Origin of the sequence: Rhodanobacter panaciterrae (assembly GCF_014651895.1) — a bacterium.
Lineage (GTDB): Bacteria > Pseudomonadota > Gammaproteobacteria > Xanthomonadales > Rhodanobacteraceae > Rhodanobacter > Rhodanobacter panaciterrae.
This window is the reverse complement of record NZ_BMXT01000002.1, coordinates 436304-454981: the sequence shown is the minus strand read 5'-3', so window position 1 is coordinate 454981 and position 18678 is coordinate 436304. Positions and strand designations below refer to the sequence as shown.

Genomic DNA, 18678 nt, shown 5'->3' with positions numbered 1-18678 from the left:
ATGTGCCTGATTGCCTTTGCCTGGAATGCGCACCCGCACTGGCGTCTGTTGCTGGCGGGTAATCGCGATGAATTCCATGCGCGTCCCAGTGCCGCATTGGCTCGCTGGGACGATGCACCGATCACTGGTGGTCGGGATCTCGAAGCTGGGGGCACCTGGCTCGGCGTCACCGGCAGCGGGCGCTGTTGTGTGGTGACCAATGTGCGCGATCCACGCGATCCGCAGCTCGGTGTTTCGCGTGGCCTGCTGGCGACCGACTACCTCAATGGTCATGCGGACGCAGCGGCGCACGCGCGACAACTGCTGCATAGTGCCGGCGATTACCGCCCGTTCAACCTGCTCACCTTCGACAGTGACGCGGCGTTCTATATCGGCAACCGCCCCGAGCCGCGCGCGCAGGCGGTGACGCCCGGCGTGCACGGGCTGTCGAATGCGGACTTCAATACGCCATGGCCGAAGACGCGTTTCTTGATGCAGCACCTGCAACACTGGATCGACGCGGGCGATGCCGCGGATTTCGCACCGCTGTTTGTGGCGCTTGCCGATGAACAAGTGGCGCCGGATGAACAGCTGCCGGATACCGGCGTCGGGCTGGAACGCGAGCGCTGGCTGTCGGCCGCGTTCATTCGCGGCGAGTCATATGGCACGCGAGCCAGCACTGTGGTGGCGATCGGTCACGACGGTCATGGTGTGATCGTGGAGCGCCGGTTCGGACCGAATGGCCGTTTCACTGGTGAGACGATGCTGCGCTTCGCGGGTTCGTCGCCGACGTAGCATCCTGCCGAAAGGTCGACGCCTACGCGCGTCAGCGGCATCGTCGGCTGCCGATGCGGCTGGCGGCTGGCTAGCCTGCTCGCATCGTCCACGGAGCGGAGTGATGCATGCGCATGGAAAGGTTGTTGCCGATGATCGGCCTCGCGCTGTTTGCCACCGGCGTCGCGCGTGCCGCCGATTGCCCCGACTGGTCGCCAACGCAAGCGAGGCAGGAGTTGGGCGCGCTGCACGACCGGCTCGACGGCTGGAATCACGCATATCGGGTCAGCGGGCAATCGCCGGTCGACGATGCGGTCTACGATCAGGCGCAGAAACGTCTGGCGCTATGGAGTCGTTGCTTTCCCGCGCAGGCACCCGCGCCGCTGGCACACCTCGCCGATGCCAGCGGCAGCGCACGTTCACCGGTGGCGCAGACTGGCCTGGCCAAGTTGCCGGATGCCGCAGCTCTCGCAGCGTGGATGCGCGAGCACGGCGACGACGACCTATGGGTGCAGCCGAAGGCCGACGGCGTGGCAGTCACCTTGTTGTATCTGGACGGCCAGTTGCGCCAGGCGACCAGTCGCGGCGATGGCCTTCATGGCTCGGACTGGCTGGCAAAAGCGCAGCTCATCGACGCGATTCCCAAGCGCCTGCCACACGCGCCGGCGCGCGTGGTATTGCAGGGCGAAATCTACTGGCGCCTGCCCGGTCACGTGCAGGTCGATGACGGTGGTGCCAACGCGCGCTCGGCGGTGGCCGGTGCACTGGCACGCGATACGCTGGATGCCGACACCGCCGCGAAGATCGGCCTTTTCGTATGGGACTGGCCCAGCGGCCCGGCCGATATGCCGGGCCGCCTGGCCGGACTCAAGGCAATGGGTTTCTCCGACAGCGTGACGTATACGTATCCGGTCAAGACAATCGAAGACGTCAAGCGCTGGCGCGAACAGTGGTATCGCCACGCGATGCCGTTTGCGGCCGATGGCACGGTGGTGCGCCAGGGCCATCGACCGCCGGCCAGCACCTGGCAGGCGACGCCGCCGGACTGGGCGGTGGCGTGGAAGTATCCGGCAGCATCGGCACTGGCCGAGGTGCGTGCAGTGGACTTCACGGTCGGTCGCAGCGGTCGCATCACGCCGGTACTGGAGCTGGTGCCGGTGCAACTGGACGATCACCGCGTGCAACGGGTCAGTGTCGGTTCGCTGCAGCGCTGGCAACAACTGGATATTCGCCCCGGTGATCAGGTCGAAGTGGTGCTCGCCGGCCTGACCATTCCACGCCTGCAGTCGGTGGTGTGGCGCACGCAGCAGCGTGCGGTGGTGACGCCACCGGATCCGCAAGCCCATGACCGCTTGAGCTGCTGGCAGGCGGTAGCTGGTTGCGAACAGCAATTTCGCGCGCGACTGCTGTGGCTGGGTGGCAAGCAGGGCCTGCAGCTGGATGGCCTCGGCGCCGAGACCTGGCAGGCACTGATCGACGCCGGCCTGATCCATGGCCTGCTCGACTGGATGAACCTGACTCCGACGCAGCTTGCTGCCGTGCCGGGCCTCGGTTCGACCCGCGCTGCGACACTGGCGCAGACCTTTGCAACGGCACGCGACCGACCGTTTGCACGCTGGCTGCGCGCGCTCGGGATGCCGCTCGGTGATACGGACGGATTGTCGGGTTGGGCGGCGTTGAGCGGTCGTGCTGCGAGCGACTGGCAGTCACTCGATGGCATCGGTGCCGGTCGCGCGAATCAGCTGGTGGAATTCTTCAGCCACCCCGAAGTACGCGCACAGGCTGCGCGACTGCATGCGGCCGGTGTGCAGGGGTTCTGAGTTTCAGCTATTGAGTTCGCCGTCGAGGTAGTACCAGCGACCGGCCTCGCGCACGAAGCGGCTGGTTTCGTGCTGCCGCTGTGCGCGGCCGCCGCCGAGACGATAGCGGGCGACGAACTCGACGGTGGCGTGGTCGTCGTCGCTCTGCTGATGTTGGCGGATCTCCAGTCCCAGCCAGGTCGGTGGTGGTTGCTGCGCGGCCAGTCGCAGCGATGCCGGGCGCGTGTCGGGATGCCAGCTCGCCAACAGATAATCCTCGCGCCTGAGCACGTAGGCGCTGTAGCGCGAACGCATCAACTGCGCGGCCGTCGCGGCAGCGACGCCCTCGTGCAGAGGGCCGCAACATTGGGCGTAGCCAGCCGGGTTGCCGCAAGGGCATGGGGTCAGTGTGTCGATCGACTTCATGCCGCCTTTGTACCCGCTTCGGCGCGTTTGTACAGGCATGTTGTGCAGGCACGCGCTCAGGCAGGGTTGCGGCGCCACACACGGCAGCGGTTGTTGGCTGGCATCGCGATATCGTCGATCAGGTTGAAGCCGGCCCGGCTTGCCAGCGCATCCACCGCCTCGGCATCGCGGATCGCCATGTGCGCACCGCGCGCCTGCAGCCACTGATCGAACGCGGCATTGCTGTCGCTGCTGTAACGGCCCTGATAGTTGAACGGACCGTAGATGATCAGGCTTGCGTCGTCGGTGGTGATCGTGGGCAAGCGGGCGAACAGCGACTCCACTTCGTGCCACGCCATGATGTGCAAGGTGTTGGCACTGAATACCGCATCGAACTGCATCGTCGGCCAGGTACCGGCCACGTCGAATTCCAGCGGTGCGGGTGTATTCGGCAGCGCCGCCTCGTCCAGCCACGCGCGGATGCCCGGCAGGTTCTCCGCGCGATCCGAACTCTGCCAGATCAACTGCGGCAGCGCCGCGGCGAAATGCACCGCATGCTGGCCGGTGCCGCTGCCGACTTCCAGCACATGCCGTCGATCGGACAGCTGCTCGCGCAGTACATCGAGAATCGGTTCGCGGTTGCGCTCGCACGAAGGCGAGTGAGGCTTGCTCATGCTTGGAAAAGCCCGATGTCGCTCAGACGGGTCGGCCGCGCAGCACGCGTGCCGGCAGCATCAGCAGGGCACCGAGGAAGGCGAACACGGCGCCGACGGTGAAGCCGACCAGCCGGAACGGCAACAGCAGCAACCACACGATCGGGTACAGCACCAGCGCCAGCAGGGCGAGTGGCCAGCAGAACACCAGCAGCAACAACCAGAGCAGGAAAGCGGCCATGAGGATGACCTCGGGATGGGTGGAATGGGCAGACTCTAGCGCACGCTGGTGCGCGTGCGTAGATGACTGATGCCACCCCATTCAGCTCAACCGGTCAGCTCATCGGATTCACGCCGATCAACCACAGGTGCAGCCAGCACGCGAAGAGGGCCCACACCACGACGCCGATCAGGACGGTCATCACGTCGCCCTTGAGCGTACCTGCCGGATACGTGGTACCGGTCTGCCGGTCACGTCGGCGCGATACGGCGAACAACACGATCGCCCACAGCAGGAACGCACCGAACAGCACCACGTCGTGCAGCATGCCGGTGGCCAGCAGGTGGCCGAATGCCCACACCTTCACCGCCAGCACCTGCGGATGGTGCAGCTTCGCCTTGATGCGGTTGTGCGGCACGCGTGCCGCGAAAAACAGCACGAACGCGATCAGCGTGAACAGCGCATTGAGATGGCGCAGTGGCAGCGGGGGCACATACAGCAGCACGGGCTGCTGGCGGGCCAGCCCGAAGCCCCAGCAGATCAGTACGAAGCCGACGATCGAGACCAGCGCGTACAGGCCCTTCCAGCGTTTCGCGCCCAGCCGGGCGACCTGCCGGTCGCGCCAGTCGTTGGCGAAGATGCGCAGGGAGTGAATGCCGAGAAAGATCAGCAGGCCGAGAATCAGCACGGACATGGCGGCTACCTCGCGAATGGGATCGGTCGAGTATAGGCGACCACCGGTTTCGGTCAGCTGGCGTTTGGCTCGATCCGGATGACCAGCGCCAAGGCGTTGTGGTGCAGCCTGAGCGGACTTGCCGGCGCAGGTCGCCATGCATCGCCGGCGTGCAGCGGGCCTTCGGTGGTGTCGATAACGCCGCGGGCGCAGTAGACCAGCACGGTGGATGGATCGGGCATCCGGGTGTCCGGCCCCTGCCATACCTGTACTTCGCCACGCGCCTGCGTACGCCGCACCATCAGATTGAAATCGCGTGTCGGGCCGTCGACCAGGGTCACCGCCACCTTCGCCTCGCCGGCAAACGCGAACGGTTCAAACGGTGTGGTCAGCGCGTGCATGCGGTCATCGTCCAGCGTCATCGTGAAGCCGTTGCCGTCGAGCAGGGCGATCTGGCGGTCGATGCCGGGGAAGCTGGAGAACGGTGCCGCACTGTCGACCTCGGCGATGCTCACGCGCCACAGGAAATCGTCGTTGCCGGCACCATCCGGATGGATGGCTATTTCACGCGTGCTTCCGAGGCCGTTCTTCCATGGCTGCGGCGGGCAATCGGCGAGTCGGATGATCATGCGGTGCGCTCGATGATGCGTTGGAACGGCGGCAGCGCCTTCAGCATGCCGCTGCCGTAACGTTTGGTCACCACGCGACGATCCAGCAGCACGACGCGGCCGCGGTCGGTCTCGTTGCGGATCAGGCGGCCGCAGTACTGCGTCAGCAGGCGCGTCGCTTCGGGGATGCTGACCTCGATGAACGGATTGCGCCCGCGCGATTCCAGCCATTCTGCATAGGTGGCGCCGACCGGATCGGTCGGCACCGCGAACGGCAGCTGGGTGATCACCACCGTCTCGCACAGCTTGCCCGGAAGGTCGAGGCCTTCGCCGAACGAGGCCAGGCCGAACAGGGTGCTGCCCTTGCCCGCCTCGATGTCGGCGCAGTGTTCGGCGATCAGCTGCGACTTGCCCAGCGAACCCTGCGCGCGCACTTTGCGCACCTGCGCGATCGGCAGCTTCTGCAATACGCGATCGAGTTTCACCCGCGAGGTGAACAACACCAGGTTGCCGGCGTCCCAGTCGAGGTTTTCCGCGAGCCACTCGCTGATTTCCTCGGCGTGGGCTTCGCGCGCGTCGGGCAGGGTGCGCATCGCCGGTACTTCCAGACGTGCCTGTGCGGCGAGGTCGAATGGCGAGGGCAGGCTCAGGCACACTGCATCGTCAGGCAGGCCCACCGCATCGACGAAACCGCGGAAGTTGCCGCCCGCGCTCAGCGTGGCCGAGGTCATCAACACGCCGCTGGCGTTACCCCACAGCACGCTGCGCAGCAAACCACCGGCGGAGACCGCCGAGGCATGGCAGACCAGTTGCTGATCGCCGCTCAAGGTGACCCAGCGCGCCAGCGGCGGCACGCCATCGGGATCGTCGTTGGCCCACGCGCGCCAGCAACTGGCCTGTTTGCCGATGCGCTCCAGGGCGATGCCCAGCTCGCGCGACAGCGCTTCCTGAGTCGGGCCGCCGTCGGTCATCTCGACCACGGCGCGACGCACCGCGGTCAGCCAGCGCTGCACCTCGCCGGTGTACAGGCTGAGTGCGCGCGCGTGCTCCACCCATGCTTCCGGCAGCTGGCCCAGCGAACCGCGGTACATCGGCTCGGTTTCGGCCGGGTCGGGCAGCCAGCCGAGGCGGATTTCTTTCTCCAGCTCTTCCAGCGTATTGCTCAGTTCCTGCAGCTTGGCGTCGCCGGCATCCAGCGACAGCTTGCCCAGCGTCTGCTTGTCGGTGAGCGAATAGGCCGCGTGCACCTGCCGACCAAGCCGGCTCAGTTGGCGCACCGTGACATTCATGTAGACCTCGCTGGCGCCGCGGTCGATCGCCTTGCCCGGCACGTGGTGGCCTTCGTCGAAGATGTACAGCGTCTCGTCCGGCCGCGGCAAAATGATGCCGCCCCAGCCTTCATCCTCACCCGGCATGGTGAGATCGGCCAGCACCAGGTCCTGGTTCGCCACGATGATCTCGGCATCGTCCACCGCGCGGCGCGCGGCGAAGAACGGGCAGATCATGAACTGGCCGCACTTGCGCCCGGTGCAGCCGCCGGCGCTGGTGGTCACCATCGGGCGCAGCAGGTCGCTGACGGCTTCCGGCGCGCTGTCCATGTCGCCGTTCCACTCGTTGCGGTCGAATGCGCTGCGCAGTTTTGTCAGCGCCTGCTTGTCGCGCGCCTGTGGCGGCTTGGTCCACAGCACCAGGTCGGCGTCGAAACCGGCCAGACCCATCTGCGCGGTGTCGTTGATGCTGTTCGCCGCCATCATCAGGTTGCGCGGGCACAGGTAACGGCCGCGGCCCTTGGCCAGCGCCACTTTCGCCTCGATGCCGTTGAGCTGCAGATACAGCGGAATATCGCGCTGCACCAGCTGTTCCTGCAGCGCTACCGTGGCGGTGGCGATCAGCAGTTTCTTCTTCTGGAAGCGCGCCACGGCCACGCCGGCGATCAGGTAAGCCATCGACTTGCCGGTGCCGGTCGGCGCCTCGATCACCGCCACGCCGCCGGTGCGGCCGAACGCCTTGGCCACCTCGGCGATCATCTTTCCCTGCGACGCGCGCGCGCGAAAGCCCGGCAGCCCGTCCTTCAGGCGTGCATAGGCGGCGCGGATGGCGTCTTTGGTGGTGTCGGCGAGCATGCTGGATCGAGAACCTGTGGCGCGGATGACGCATGGAGCCCGGACAGCGGCGACGGCTTGCGGGCAGGCACGTTGCGCCAAAAGCGCCATTGGCCGGATGCAAGAGGGCAGTTTATCGGTTTTGCGCATCCGGTCGCAGGCGGACCGGTGCAAACGGAGCGAGGTGAGAGTTATCGTGCGGCATCGAAAGGGTATGCTAACCCACAGGCGTTGGCGGCCAGGCTCGGGGGGAGCTCCACCAATGAAACATGTGGGTGCGCTTGAATCGACGCCGTCTGACGGCTCACTGCAATTGAGCTGGCTGGCTCGGTTGGCAGCGGGCAACACTCCCGATGAAGTGGGCGCGACGATCGCCGCATTGGTTCAGGCACGGCCGGGTTGCGCGGCAGCTTGCATGCTGTGGGGTCTGGATGTGCCGGGTCGTCATCACTGCGTGCCGGCGACACGAATCGATGCAGCAGATTTGTCGTGGCTGGACGCGGCCAGCCGCGCGGAAACGCCACACTGGCATCCCGATCGCCACCGCGTCGCGATCCGTTTGTGCCAGCAGCCCGAGTCGGCGCTGCTGTTGCTGACCATGCAGCCGGGCCATGATGGTTTCGGCTTTCTCGACGAACTGGCGGCGCCGTTGCAACTCGCCGGCGAGTATCTGCGACGGGCGCTGGAATGGCGCGAGTTGCAGCATTCGCATCAACAACTCGAGCGCTCCGAGACGCTGCAGCGTGCGCTGTTCGCGATCTCCGACCTGGCCGGTTCCGAGCGCGACATGCCGGCGATGCTGAGCGGCATCCATGCCATCGTCAGCACGCTGATGTACGCGGAAAACTTCTTCATCGTGCTGCACAACGCCGAGCAGGACACGATCCGCTTCCTGTACTTCATCGACGTCGAGGACCCGACGATTCCGGGTGTCGGGCAGGACATGCCGCTGAGCGCGATCGAATACACGCTGACCTGGTACATGATCCGCGACGGCAAGGCGCGCATGGGCAACGCCGAGGAACTGCGCAGCCAGGTGTCGGGGCCGGTCGCCCTGATCGGGCCGGACAGTTATGACTGGCTCGGGGTGCCGATGTTGCGCGATGGCCAGCCACGCGGCGCGCTGGTGGTGCAGAGCTATCAGCAGGATATCGGCTTCACCGACGAGGACCTGGCCCTGCTGGAATTTGTCGGCAGCCATATCCTCACCGCGCTGGAACGCAAGCAGACCAAGGCCGATCTGGAGCAGCGCGTGCAGCTGCGCACCCAGCAGCTGGCCGAGGCCAATCGAGGGCTGCAACTGGAAATCCTGGAGCGGCAGCGCGCCGAATATCTGCAGGCGGCGCTGTTCCAGCTCGCCGAGCTGGCCACCGCGGATATCGACCAGGACGAGTTCTACCGGCGCGTGCACGCGGTGGTCGGCGAGTTGCTGAATGCGGAAAATTTCTTCATCGCGTTGCTCTCCGATGATCGCCAGCGATTGACCTTTCCCTATGCCGTGGATGCCGTGAAACTGCCGCCGGCCGAACGCTCACTGGGCCGTGGCCTCAGCGAGTACGTGTTGCGTCGTGGCACGGCGCTGCGTGCGGACAACGCGGATATCGAGGAGCTCGATCGGCAAGGCGAGATTGCACCCGGGCGCTCGGGTTCACCGGCGATGTGCTGGCTCGGCGTGCCGCTGATCGTGGGCGACGAAGTGATCGGACTGGTCACCGTGCAAAGCTACCGGCCCAGCGTGGTCTACGGCCCGGCGGATCAGGAACTGCTCAGCTTCGTCGCCTCGCAGATCGCCAACAGCCTGACCCGTCGCCGTTCCGCCGAGTCGCTGAAGCGCGCCTACGAACAACTCGAACATCGGGTGGAAGAGCGCACGCTGGCGTTGCGCAAGGAAATCATCGAACGCGAACGCATGCAGGATCAGCTGCGCCATCAGGTCATGCACGATTCGCTGACCGGCTTGCCCAATCGCGGTTACCTGCGCGATCGCATCGACCGTGTGCTGGCCGCGATCCGGCGCGAACCGCAGCAACACTGCGCGTTGCTGTATCTGGATGTCGACCGCTTCAAGATCATCAACGACAGCCTCGGCCATCTGGCCGGTGACGAGGTGCTGAAAGAGGTGGCGTCCCGGCTGGCCGGCTGCGTGCGTCACCCTGATCTGGTGGCGCGATTGTCCGGCGACGAGTTCGCCATCCTGTTGGAAGATGTGGAGTTTCCGCGCGATGCCACGGCCGTGGCACAGCGCGTGATGGATGCGCTGAGTGCACCGATGCTGATCGCCGGCAAGGAACTTCAGGTGACCGCCAGCGTCGGTATCGCGATCGGCGACCATCACTACGATGCCGCCGACGAAGTGCTGCGCGACGCCGACATCGCGCTGTATCGGGCCAAGGAGCTCGGACGCAAGCGCTTCGAATTGTTCGACGAGACGCTGGCGAAAAACGTAGTCGACGTGCTGGCGCTGGAAGGCGAGCTGCGCCAGGCGCTGCAGCTGGATCAGTTCGAGCCGTATTTCCAGCCGATCTGCCGGCTTGATGATGGCCGCGTGGTCGGCTATGAGGCACTGATCCGCTGGAACCACCCGCAGCGTGGTGTGCTGCGACCGGGCGACTTCCTGAAGATCGCCGAGGACAGCGGGCTGATCGAGACGATCGACTGGCGCATGTTCGAGCTCAGCTGCAACCTGCTGCTGAAACACGGTAGCGCCGATACCTTCATGACCGTGAACGTTTCGGCGCTGCACCTGCGCCACGCGGATTTCGACGGGCGTCTGATCCAGCTGCTTGAACGTACCGGGCTTTCGCCGTCGCGGGTGGTCGTCGAAGTCACCGAAGGCGCGCTGCTGGACAACCCCGAGCGCGTGCGCGCCACGCTCGACCGCCTGCGCACGATCGGCGTCGGTGCCGCGCTGGACGACTTCGGTACCGGCTACTCCTCGCTCAGCTATCTGCACTCGCTGCCGTTGCGCATCCTGAAGATCGACCGTGCGTTCGTGCAGGAGCTGGACAAGGGCGCCAATACCAACAGCACCACGGTGGTGGCGGCGATCCTCGCGCTGGCGCGTGCGCTGAACATCCAGGTGATCGCCGAAGGCATCGAAACCGAGATCCAGTACGGCGCACTGATGGCGATGGGCTGCGAGATGGGGCAGGGTTATCTGCTCGGCCATCCTTCGCCGATCATGCACTGGGTCGACCACGCGCTGGCTTGAGCCGCGCGTGGTCGATGCGTGAATGGATTTACGCTGTGGCGGCGATCTGTCGCAAAGCCTGTTCGAACGCCTCGGGCGGCTGTCCGCCGGAAATCAGGTGCTGGCCGTTGATGATCGTCGCCGGTACCGAATGGATACCGCGGCTCTGGAAGAACTGCTCCTGCGCACGCACCTCGTCGGCGAATTCGTCGCTGGCGAGAATTTGTCGCGCTCGCTCGGTATCCAGTCCCGCTTCGACAGCCAGCCGAAGCAGCGTGTCGTGCGCGCTGACGTCCTCACCATCGGTGAAGTAGGCACGCAGCAGCACCTGCTTCAGTGCGAGATGGCGACCTTCCAGTTCGGCCCAGTGCAGCAGCCGGTGCGCGTCGAACGTGTTGTAGACGCGGCTGCGCCGATCCATGTTGAAGGTGAAACCCAGCGCCGCGCCGCGGTCACGGATCGCCGCGCGGTTCGCGTCGATCTGTTCGGCCGAGCTGCCGTACTTGCGCACCAGATGTTCGGTGGAGTCCTCACCTTCCGGCGCCATCTGCGGATTGAGTTCGAACGGCTGGAAGTGGATTTCCGCAGCGACCTCGCCATCCAGTTTTGCCAACGCCTGCTGCAGCGAGGCGAGCCCGATTGCACACCATGGGCAGGAGACATCGGAGACGAAATCGATACGCAGCGGAGCGGGTGTGGTTGCGGTGGACATGGGTGAACCTTCGTGAGAAATACGCAGCGGGCAGCTGCAGATCGCTACTAGATAGGGTCGCCGGGCCGTGCAATCAATTGGCGATACGATTCAGTTTCCGTTGATGCTCAGCGCCACCGCCTCGGCGATGCGGATGCCATCGACCGCGGCGGACAGGATGCCGCCGGCGTAGCCGGCGCCTTCGCCGGCGGGGTAGAGGCCGCGGGTATTGAGGCTCTGCAGGCTGTCGTCGCGGGTGATCCGCACCGGCGAGGAAGTACGCGTTTCGACGCCGGTGAGGATGGCGTCGTGCATGGCGTAGCCGCGAATCTGGCGCTCGAACGCGGGCAATGCCTCGCGGATCGCAGCGATCGCGTAAGCGGGCAGGGTGCTGTCGAGATTGCCCAGGGTCACGCCCGGTTTGTACGACGGCTGCACGTCGCCGAATTCATGCGAGGTGCGGCCGGCGAGGAAGTCGCCGACCAGCTGGCCGGGTGCGCTGTAGTTTTCACCGCCGAGGACATAGGCATGGCTTTCCAGTGCACGCTGCAACGCGATGCCGGCGAGCGGACTGCCACTGTCGTCGAATGGCGCGAAGTCGGCGGGATCGATGCCGACCACGACGGCCGCATTCGCGTTGCGCTCGTTGCGCGAGTACTGGCTCATGCCGTTGGTGACCACGAGGCCCGGCTCGGAAGCGGCGGCGACCACGGTGCCACCGGGGCACATGCAGAAGCTGTATACCGTGCGGCCGCTGCCTTCATGCGATCCCTTGCAGTGGTGCACCAGCTTGTAGTCGGCGGCGCCCAGCACCGGATGGCCGGCCTGCGGGCCGAAACGGGCGCGGTCGATCACCGACTGCGGATGTTCGATGCGGAAGCCGATCGAAAAGGGCTTCGCTTCCAGATACACGCCGCGCGCATGCAGCATCTCGAAGGTGTCACGCGCGCTGTGGCCGAGCGCCAGCACCACATGATCGGCGAGCAACTGTTCGCCGCTGGCCAGGGTCACGCCGCGCACCTGCTGTTGACCATCTGCCGTCGGTTCCAGCAGCAGGTTGTCGACGCGGCTGCTGAAACGGATCTCGCCGCCCAGCGATTCGATGGTGGCGCGCATGTTCTCCACCATCGTCACCAGCCGGAACGTGCCGATATGCGGTTTGCTGACGTAGAGGATTTCCGCCGGCGCACCGGCCTTGACGAACTCGGTGAGCACCTTGCGGCCGTGGTGCAGCGGATCGCGGATCTGGCTGTACAACTTGCCGTCGGAGAACGTGCCGGCGCCGCCCTCGCCGAACTGCACATTGGATTCCGGATGCAGGTTGCGCTTGCGCCACAGCTCCCAGGTGTCCTTGGTGCGTTCGCGCACTTCCTTGCCGCGGTCGAGGATGATCGGGCGGAAACCCATCTGCGCCAGGATCAGCCCGGCGAACAGGCCGCACGGGCCGAAGCCGACCACCAGTGGACGCTGTGCCAGCTGGGCCGGCGCCTTTGCCACGAAGTGGTAATCGGTGTCCGGTGTGGGCTGGACGTGCTGATCGTCGGCAAAGCGCCGCAGCAGCTCCGCTTCCTGCGTGGTCTCGATGTCCAGCGCATAGATCAGCGCGATGGCACCGCGCTTGCGCGCGTCGTGGCTGCGTTTGGCGACGCTGTAGCTGGTGAGTGCGACGGCCTCGATATCCAGCCGCTTGAGGATCGCGGCGGTCAGTGCGGCCTCGCTGTGGTCCAGCGGCAGCTTGAGGTCGGTCAGTCGCAACATGTGCCTGGGAATCCGGAAACTGAAGTGAGCGGCCGGATTTTCGCAGATATCTCCCGCTGGCGTTGCGCGCGCGGGAATGGCGCCGCGACCGTGGCCGCGGCGCCGGTCGTGATCACGCCTGGCCGATGAAATCCATCTTGCCGATCTCGGTACCCGCCTCGCGCAGGATGTTGTACGCGGTGGTGCAATGGAAGAACACATTCGGGATCACGAAGCCCAGCAGGTAGGCCTGACCTTCGAAGGTCATTTCGCCAGTGCGCATCTTGAGCACGATGCTGCGACCTTCGCTGCCGTCGATCTGCTCGGGCTTGAACGTCTTGATGTACTCGATCGCGCTGTCGATGCGCGCGTAGACCTGCTCCAGCGTGGTCTCGTTGTCCTCGAACGACTTCGGCTCGACCCCGGCCAGGCGGGCGCTGCCGCGGGTGGCCATGTCGGCGGCGATCTGTACCTGCTTGACCAGCGGCAGCATGTCGGGGATCAGCCGGGTCTGCAGCAGCACTTCGTCGGCGACGCTTTTCGCCTTCGCGTGTTCCGCGCCTTTCTGCAGCACGTGCTTGAGATTGCCGAGCGCGCGGATGAAGACGGGAACGGAAGCCTGGTACATGGACAGTGTCATGGGGTTTGCTCCGGTGGGGCGTGGGGAATCGATTCGGACGGGAAATCGTTGAATGGCAGGGTGGGGACGATCTCGTCCGCCGCCAAGGGGGCAGCCGCCGGCACGTGACGGGTCACCTTTATGGCAATCAAGCCCGCAATCAGCAGCAGCGCCGCAGCCAGCACGAACGCAGCGCCCGGTAAATGCTGCACCGGCGCGTGGTCGCTGATGAACAGCGCGAACAGATTGGAGAACAGGGCCGGTGCGAAGATGCCGGCGAGGCTGGCCAGACTGCTCAGCGCGCCTTGCAGGCGACCCTGCTCATGCGGGTCGACCTGGTGCGTCATCATCGCCTGTGCCGGTGGCCCGGCCAGTCCGCCCAGGCTCAGGAACGGAATGCCGAGCAGGAACACCCACGGTAGCGAGGCAAAGCCGAAGAAAATGTAGCCGACGATGCATAACGCGAGCCCGGTCAGGATCATCCGCCGCTCGCCCAGCTTGGGCATCAGTCGGCGTACCAGCACCGCCTGCACCAGCCCGCTGCACAGCCCGACCAGACCCAGCGTATAGCCGACCGCCTGCGGTCCCCAGCCATAGCGGTAGTCGGTGTACAGCACGTAGGTGGAGTTCAGCGAGAACTGTGCCAGGTTGATCAGGAAGTACACGGCGGCCAGCCCGAACACCTGCGGATAGCGGCGCAACAGCACCACGGCGCCGAACGGGTTGGCATGGCGCCAGTCGAAACGCGGGCTGCGTTTTTCCTTCGGCAGCGACTCGGGCAGCACGAAGTAGCCGTAGCAGAAGTTGATCAGCGACAGGCCGGCCGCCACCCAGAACGGCAGGCGGATATGCAGGTGGCCGAGAAAGCCGCCCAGCGCCGGACCCACGATGAAGCCGATGCCGAACGCGGCGCCGAGCGTGCCGAACGCCGCCGCGCGCTTCTCCTTCGGCACGATGTCGGCGATATACGCATTCGCGGTGGAGAAGCTGGCCGCGCAGATGCCGGACACCGCGCGGCCGACGAACAGCAGCCACAGCACCGGCGCCAGCGCCATCACGATGAAGTCGATGCCGAGCCCGAAGCTCGAGATCAGGATCACCGTGCGCCGGCCGAAGCGATCCGACAGCGCGCCCTGCACCGGCGAAAATATGAACTGCATCAGCATGAACAGCGTGACAAACGCGCCGGCCCATACCGCGGCCTGCGAGATGCTGCCGCCGATCAGCTGCACGATCAGGTGCGGCAGCACCGGGATGATGATGCCGAACGCCAGCATGTCCAGCATCACGGTGACGAAGATGAAGTTGATGGCGGCGCGGTGGCGCGGAGCGGCGAGGGTGGGCGACTGATCCATGGGGCGAGGCGAGGCGTTGGGAGATGCACGATAGCCGAACGGCGCGGGCGCGACATGTGCGTAAGTGCCGGCGTCACCGGAAACCGGTGCGGCGCGCGGCGCGATACCATGGGCGATCCCCTCGTCAAGGAACTGCCATGTACCGACGTCTGCTTCCCTTGTGCCTGCTGCTGGCGCTGGCCGGTTGCTCCTCCAGCCATGACGCCGCCCCGATGGCGCCCGTATCGAAGGAGGAGCTGGCCCCGGCACCCACCAGCACGGCGCCCGCCACGGCAGCCAGTGCGGCGGTCACGGTCGACAGCAAGACCAGCGCCGCGGTGAAGCAGCACCTGGCCGATTACGCCACGGTGAAACTCACAGCCGACCTGTCCGCGTTCGACGCGAAGCAGAAGAAGATGATCGCGCTGCTGGTCGAGGCGGCCGACAGCATGAACGCGATCTACTGGCAGCAGGCGTGGGGCGACAAGGACGCGTTGCTGCAAAAGATCAGCGATCCGACCATGCGCGAATTCGCCGAAATCAACTACGGCCCGTGGGACCGGCTCGACAACGACCAGCCGTTCATCGAGGGCATCGGCGCACGTCCCGCCGGTGCGCAGTTCTATCCGGCCGACATGAGCAAGGAAGAGTTCGAGAAGTCCGCGCTGAAGGACAAGACTGCGCTGTACACCTTGCTGCGCCGCGATGCGCAAGGTCAGCTGATCAGCGTGCCGTATCACGAGGCATACAAGGATCAGCTGCAGAAAGCCGCCGGCCTGCTGCGTGATGCCGCCAAGCTGTCGCAGGATGCCGGCTTCAGGAAATACCTGACCCTGCGCGCCGACGCGCTGCTCAGCGACGACTACCAGGCCAGCGATTTCGCCTGGATGGCGATGAAGAAGAATCTGGTCGACATCGTGATTGGCCCGATCGAGACCTACGAGGATCAGCTGTACGGCTACAAGGCCAGCTACGAATCGTACGTGCTGATCAAGGACCAGGCCTGGAGCAAGAAGCTGGCACGCTTCGCCCAATACCTGCCCGAACTGCAGCGCGGCCTGCCGGTGCCAGACAAATACAAGGCCGAGCAGCCCGGTTCCGATGCTGACCTCAATGCCTACTTCGCGATCTATTACGGCGGCGACGCCAACGCCGGCGCCAAGACCATCGCGATCAACCTGCCGAACGACGAGCAGGTGCAATTGAAGAAGGGCACGCGCCGGCTGCAGCTGGAAAACGTGATGAAGGCAAAGTTCGAGCAGATCATGCTGCCGATCGCCAAGGAACTGATCACTGAGGATCAGCAGCAGGATCTCACCTTCGATGCGTTCTTCCAGAACACCATGTTCCACGAAGTGGCGCACGGCCTCGGCATCAAGAACACGTTGGACGGTAAGGGCACCGTGCGCAAGGCGCTGAAGGACCAGGCCTCCAGCTTCGAGGAAGGCAAGGCCGACATCCTCGGCCTGTACATGGTCAGCAAGCTCGCCGAGAAAGGCGAGCTGGACAAGTCGAAGTTGATGGACAACTACGTCACCTTCCTCGCCGGCATCCTGCGCTCGGTGCGCTTCGGCGCCAGCGACGCGCACGCCAAGGCGAACATGGTGCGCTTCAACTTCTTCAAGCAGCAGGGCGCGTTCACCCGCGATGAGAAGAGCGGCCGCTACCGCGTCGATTTCGACAAGATGACGGCGGCGATGAACGCGCTGTCAGCCAAGCTGCTGTCCATCCAGGGCGACGGCGACTACACCGCGGCGAAGCAGCTCACCGATCAGATGGGCGCGGTCGACGCGCAGCTGGCTGGCGATCTGAAGCGGCTCGATCAGGCGCATATACCGGTCGACATCCGTTTCGAGCAGGGACTGGATGTGCTGGGGCTCAAGCAGCCCTGAACCGCCCGCGTCAGGTTGCCGAGTGGATCCACTCGGCAACTTCGGCCGGATGTTCGAGATGCAGGTGGTGACCGCCGTCGAGATGACTGACGCGGATGTCCGCCACGCAATCTGCGCGGGCCTGCATCGGTGCGCTGGGCAGGTACGAGGTGGCCGGCTGCGCCAGCAGCAAGGCCGTGGGCGTGGTGATGCCGCGCAGCAGGGCGTGGATCTGCGACTCGGCCAGCCGGGTTGCACTGGGCCGGGTCAGTTGCGGGTCGCTGCGCCATTGCCAGCCGCCCTCGGTCTCGATCAGGCCGCGTTCGACGATCGGTCGCGCCAGTTCGGCGGGCAGGCCGCTGACCATGTTGCGCGCGTCGATCGCCTGCGTGATATCGCGAAACACCCGCAACGGTTTGCCGTTGTCGCCACGCGGCGTCAGCGCGTCGCGGAAGCGCTGCAGCGTGTGCGAGCCATCGTCACCGAGCGGGCCGAGGCCTTCGATCAGCCATAGTCGTTCGATCCGTTCGGGCATCGTGGCAGCGACCAACGCGGCGATGCCCGCGCCCAGCGAATGGCCGAGCAAGCTGTAGCGATCCAGCTGCAGGGCCTTGGCGGTGGCGAGTACCACGCGCACATAATCGAGGTAGTGATAGCTGGCGCCCGGCGCCAGATGATCGGAACAGCCGTGGCCGGGCAGGTCCAGCGCGATCACCCGGAAGCGCGTTGCCAGCCGCGGCGCCAGCAACGCAAAACTGCCGGCATTGTCGAGCCAGCCGTGTAGCGCCAGCAGCGGCGGGAGCGCTTCATCACCCCACACCTGCGCACTCAAACTCAGGTGTTGCAGCGCGATGCGGCGCTCGATGGGTGCGCTCACGCGATGGATTCCGGCCAGCCACGAACATGCCGTCGTACCAGTGCAGCGAGGCTGCGTACCTGTTCGGCACTGTCATTGAGTGCAGGGATGTAGCGCAGCGTTTCGCCGCCGGCGGCGAGGAAGAAATCACGGTTCTGCATCGCGATCTCCTCCAATGTCTCCAGGCAATCCACTGCGAAACCGGGGCAGGCGACGTCGAGTTTCTTCACGCCGCTGGCGGCGAGCTGTCGCACGGTGGTGTCGGTATACGGATGCAGCCAGCTCTCGCGGCCCACACGTGACTGGAAGCTGACGAGCAACTCGTCCTCGCCCAAATGCAGACGCTCGCGCAGCAATTGCGCGGTGCGCTGGCACTGGTCGAAGTACGGATCGCCCAGTCGCACATAACGTTCCGGAATGCCGTGGAACGACAGCAGCAATTTATCGCCGCGACCATTCGTCACCCACCAGTGTTCGATACTGGTCGCCAGCGCGTCGATATGCCTCGCATCGTCGTGATAGTCGTTGACGAAGCGCAGCTCCGGCGGCCAGCGCAGCGTCTTGAACGTGTCGGCCACGGCATCGATCACAGCGCCGGTGGACGTGGCCGAATACTGCGGATACAGCGGCAACACCAGCAGACGGCGCACGCCTTCGCGCTGCAGCTGTTCGATCGTGTGCGCCACCGACGGCTCGCCGTAACGCATCGCCAGCGCCACCCGCAGCGTCCCCGGTTGCTGCCGGTCCAGTTCGGCCTGCAGGCCCGCGGCGAGTGCTTCGCTGCCGAAGCGCAACGGCGAGCCCTGCGCGGTCCAGATCTTGCCGTAGGCACGGGCCGAACGGGCCGGTCGTACACGCAGGATCACGCCATGCAGGATCAGCCACCACAGCCAGCGTGGGTAGTCGATCACCCGCGCGTCACCGAGAAATTCAGCCAGATACGGGCGCAGCGCCTTCGCGGTCGGCGCCGTGGGTGTGCCCAGATTGACCAGCAGTACACCTGCCTGAACGGACTGAACGGACGACGCGTCGGATTGGTCGGCAACGCCGGTATAGTGATTGCTGCGTGGCATGGTGGCAGTCATGACGGAATCAATCGTGGAGTCTGCCACAAGCCCTGGTGTGCCGCGGCGCACCTCCTCATCCTCGAACCCAAGTGGAGCCGTC

Annotated in this window: 16 protein-coding genes; 4 read left to right on the top strand and 12 right to left on the bottom strand. The window is 65.4% G+C overall.

The features are described from left to right. Positions 1-774: an NRDE family protein gene (locus tag IE071_RS11495; RefSeq protein WP_189441337.1), complete on the top strand. Its 774-nt coding sequence runs from the start codon at positions 1-3 to the stop codon at positions 772-774. Positions 775-887: 113 nt separating this feature from the next. Then, on the top strand, positions 888-2573 hold the full coding sequence (gene ligB / locus IE071_RS11490; RefSeq protein ID WP_425503457.1) for an NAD-dependent DNA ligase LigB: 1686 nt from the start codon (positions 888-890) through the stop codon (positions 2571-2573). A 3-nt stretch (positions 2574-2576) separates the two neighbouring features. On the opposite strand, the gene IE071_RS11485 is transcribed toward ligB, so the two are convergent. From IE071_RS11485 to dinG, 6 genes are all read right to left on the bottom strand, one after another. Then, positions 2577-2978, bottom strand: a complete 402-nt coding sequence (locus IE071_RS11485; protein WP_189441335.1) for a YchJ family protein — start codon at positions 2976-2978, stop codon at positions 2577-2579. A 56-nt stretch (positions 2979-3034) separates the two neighbouring features. Further along, positions 3035-3631 (bottom strand): DUF938 domain-containing protein, encoded by a 597-nt coding sequence (locus tag IE071_RS11480; RefSeq protein WP_189441334.1) that lies wholly within the window; start codon positions 3629-3631, stop codon positions 3035-3037. 22 nt (positions 3632-3653) lie between these two features. Beyond that, on the bottom strand, positions 3654-3851 hold the full coding sequence (locus tag IE071_RS11475; RefSeq protein ID WP_077439231.1) for a hypothetical protein: 198 nt from the start codon (positions 3849-3851) through the stop codon (positions 3654-3656). A gap of 94 nt (positions 3852-3945) precedes the next feature. Beyond that, complete coding sequence (locus IE071_RS11470) at positions 3946-4524, bottom strand: NnrU family protein (protein ID WP_189441333.1); 579 nt, start codon at positions 4522-4524, stop codon at positions 3946-3948. Between the two features lie 53 nt (positions 4525-4577). Continuing rightward, a complete protein-coding gene (locus IE071_RS11465) occupies positions 4578-5132 on the bottom strand; it encodes a HutD/Ves family protein (protein ID WP_189441332.1) in 555 nt (184 codons plus the stop codon). After that, positions 5129-7234, bottom strand: coding sequence for an ATP-dependent DNA helicase DinG (dinG, locus tag IE071_RS11460; protein ID WP_189441331.1), 2106 nt, complete (start codon positions 7232-7234; stop codon positions 5129-5131). The genes IE071_RS11465 and dinG overlap by 4 nt, the downstream gene beginning before the upstream one ends. A 241-nt stretch (positions 7235-7475) precedes the next feature. Between dinG and IE071_RS11455 the strand changes: the two genes are divergently transcribed. After that, positions 7476-10424 (top strand): bifunctional diguanylate cyclase/phosphodiesterase, encoded by a 2949-nt coding sequence (locus IE071_RS11455; RefSeq protein WP_189441330.1) that lies wholly within the window; start codon positions 7476-7478, stop codon positions 10422-10424. Positions 10425-10452: 28 nt separating this feature from the next. On the opposite strand, the gene IE071_RS11450 is transcribed toward IE071_RS11455, so the two are convergent. The 4 genes from IE071_RS11450 to IE071_RS11435 form a co-directional block, all read right to left on the bottom strand. Further along, positions 10453-11115, bottom strand: a complete 663-nt coding sequence (locus tag IE071_RS11450) for a DsbA family oxidoreductase (protein WP_189441329.1) — start codon at positions 11113-11115, stop codon at positions 10453-10455. A 90-nt stretch (positions 11116-11205) separates the two neighbouring features. Continuing rightward, complete coding sequence (locus tag IE071_RS11445) at positions 11206-12852, bottom strand: NAD(P)/FAD-dependent oxidoreductase (protein ID WP_189441328.1); 1647 nt, start codon at positions 12850-12852, stop codon at positions 11206-11208. Positions 12853-12964: 112 nt separating this feature from the next. Continuing rightward, positions 12965-13471: a DUF1993 domain-containing protein gene (locus IE071_RS11440; RefSeq protein WP_189441327.1), complete on the bottom strand. Its 507-nt coding sequence runs from the start codon at positions 13469-13471 to the stop codon at positions 12965-12967. Beyond that, the gene (locus IE071_RS11435; RefSeq protein WP_189441326.1) at positions 13468-14805 is read right to left on the bottom strand and encodes a TCR/Tet family MFS transporter; all 1338 of its coding nucleotides are present in this window, start codon (positions 14803-14805) and stop codon (positions 13468-13470) included. The genes IE071_RS11440 and IE071_RS11435 overlap by 4 nt, the downstream gene beginning before the upstream one ends. 137 nt (positions 14806-14942) lie before the next feature. Between IE071_RS11435 and IE071_RS11430 the strand changes: the two genes are divergently transcribed. Further along, positions 14943-16676 carry a dipeptidyl-peptidase 3 family protein gene (locus IE071_RS11430; protein ID WP_189441325.1) on the top strand — a complete coding sequence of 578 codons (1734 nt, stop codon included), beginning with the start codon at positions 14943-14945 and terminating at the stop codon, positions 16674-16676. 10 nt (positions 16677-16686) lie between these two features. Here IE071_RS11430 and IE071_RS11425 read toward each other — a convergent pair whose 3' ends face one another. Both IE071_RS11425 and hemH read right to left on the bottom strand, forming a co-directional pair. Next, positions 16687-17532, bottom strand: coding sequence for an alpha/beta fold hydrolase (locus IE071_RS11425; protein WP_189441324.1), 846 nt, complete (start codon positions 17530-17532; stop codon positions 16687-16689). Continuing rightward, positions 17529-18584, bottom strand: a complete 1056-nt coding sequence (gene hemH / locus IE071_RS11420) for a ferrochelatase (RefSeq protein WP_189441801.1) — start codon at positions 18582-18584, stop codon at positions 17529-17531. The genes IE071_RS11425 and hemH overlap by 4 nt, the downstream gene beginning before the upstream one ends. Positions 18585-18678: the final 94 nt, after the last annotated feature.

Bases quoted from the DNA above. Each gene is read 5' to 3' on its own strand.
- IE071_RS11445 (WP_189441328.1), bottom strand. From the start codon at position 12,852: ATGTTGCGACTGACCGACCTCAAGCTGCCGCTGGACCACAGCGAGGCC.
- IE071_RS11495 (WP_189441337.1), top strand. From the start codon at position 1: ATGTGCCTGATTGCCTTTGCCTGGAATGCGCACCCGCACTGGCGTCTG.
- IE071_RS11450 (WP_189441329.1), bottom strand. From the start codon at position 11,115: ATGTCCACCGCAACCACACCCGCTCCGCTGCGTATCGATTTCGTCTCC.
- IE071_RS11480 (WP_189441334.1), bottom strand. From the start codon at position 3,631: ATGAGCAAGCCTCACTCGCCTTCGTGCGAGCGCAACCGCGAACCGATT.
- IE071_RS11455 (WP_189441330.1), top strand. From the start codon at position 7,476: ATGAAACATGTGGGTGCGCTTGAATCGACGCCGTCTGACGGCTCACTG.
- IE071_RS11435 (WP_189441326.1), bottom strand. From the start codon at position 14,805: ATGGATCAGTCGCCCACCCTCGCCGCTCCGCGCCACCGCGCCGCCATC.
- dinG (WP_189441331.1), bottom strand. From the start codon at position 7,234: ATGCTCGCCGACACCACCAAAGACGCCATCCGCGCCGCCTATGCACGC.
- IE071_RS11465 (WP_189441332.1), bottom strand. From the start codon at position 5,132: ATGATCATCCGACTCGCCGATTGCCCGCCGCAGCCATGGAAGAACGGC.
- IE071_RS11440 (WP_189441327.1), bottom strand. From the start codon at position 13,471: ATGACACTGTCCATGTACCAGGCTTCCGTTCCCGTCTTCATCCGCGCG.
- IE071_RS11430 (WP_189441325.1), top strand. From the start codon at position 14,943: ATGTACCGACGTCTGCTTCCCTTGTGCCTGCTGCTGGCGCTGGCCGGT.
- hemH (WP_189441801.1), bottom strand. From the start codon at position 18,584: ATGCCACGCAGCAATCACTATACCGGCGTTGCCGACCAATCCGACGCG.
- IE071_RS11485 (WP_189441335.1), bottom strand. From the start codon at position 2,978: ATGAAGTCGATCGACACACTGACCCCATGCCCTTGCGGCAACCCGGCT.
- ligB (WP_425503457.1), top strand. From the start codon at position 888: ATGGAAAGGTTGTTGCCGATGATCGGCCTCGCGCTGTTTGCCACCGGC.
- IE071_RS11475 (WP_077439231.1), bottom strand. From the start codon at position 3,851: ATGGCCGCTTTCCTGCTCTGGTTGTTGCTGCTGGTGTTCTGCTGGCCA.
- IE071_RS11470 (WP_189441333.1), bottom strand. From the start codon at position 4,524: ATGTCCGTGCTGATTCTCGGCCTGCTGATCTTTCTCGGCATTCACTCC.